A 278-nucleotide genomic window follows, 5' to 3' on the forward strand; every position below is an offset into this window, starting at 1 on the left:
GGATTGTGGTTGGAGTGATGTAGGTAGTTGGACTGCGCTCTGGGAAATTGAAGATAAAGATGAGTATGGCAATGTCTTTAAAGGAGATGTGATTGGTATCAATACTCAAAATACTTATGTTAACGCAACTGAAAAACTAGTGACCGTTATCGGCTTAGACGATGTGGTGGTGGTTGAAACAAAAGATGCCATTTTGATTGCTAAGCAGTCAGAAGTTCAACAAGTTAAGCAAGTGGTCGAGCAGTTAAAATCTGAGAACCGAAACGAATGGCAACATC

Annotated in this window: 1 pseudogene; it reads left to right on the top strand. The window is 40.3% G+C overall.

What is annotated here, in order from left to right:
• Window positions 1-278 (top strand): annotated as a pseudogene (gene cpsB / locus AAEY78_RS12860) (mannose-1-phosphate guanylyltransferase/mannose-6-phosphate isomerase); the annotation flags it as partial.

The organism is Psychrobacter sp. 16-MNA-CIBAN-0192, from assembly GCF_040309565.1.
Classification (GTDB): domain Bacteria; phylum Pseudomonadota; class Gammaproteobacteria; order Pseudomonadales; family Moraxellaceae; genus Psychrobacter.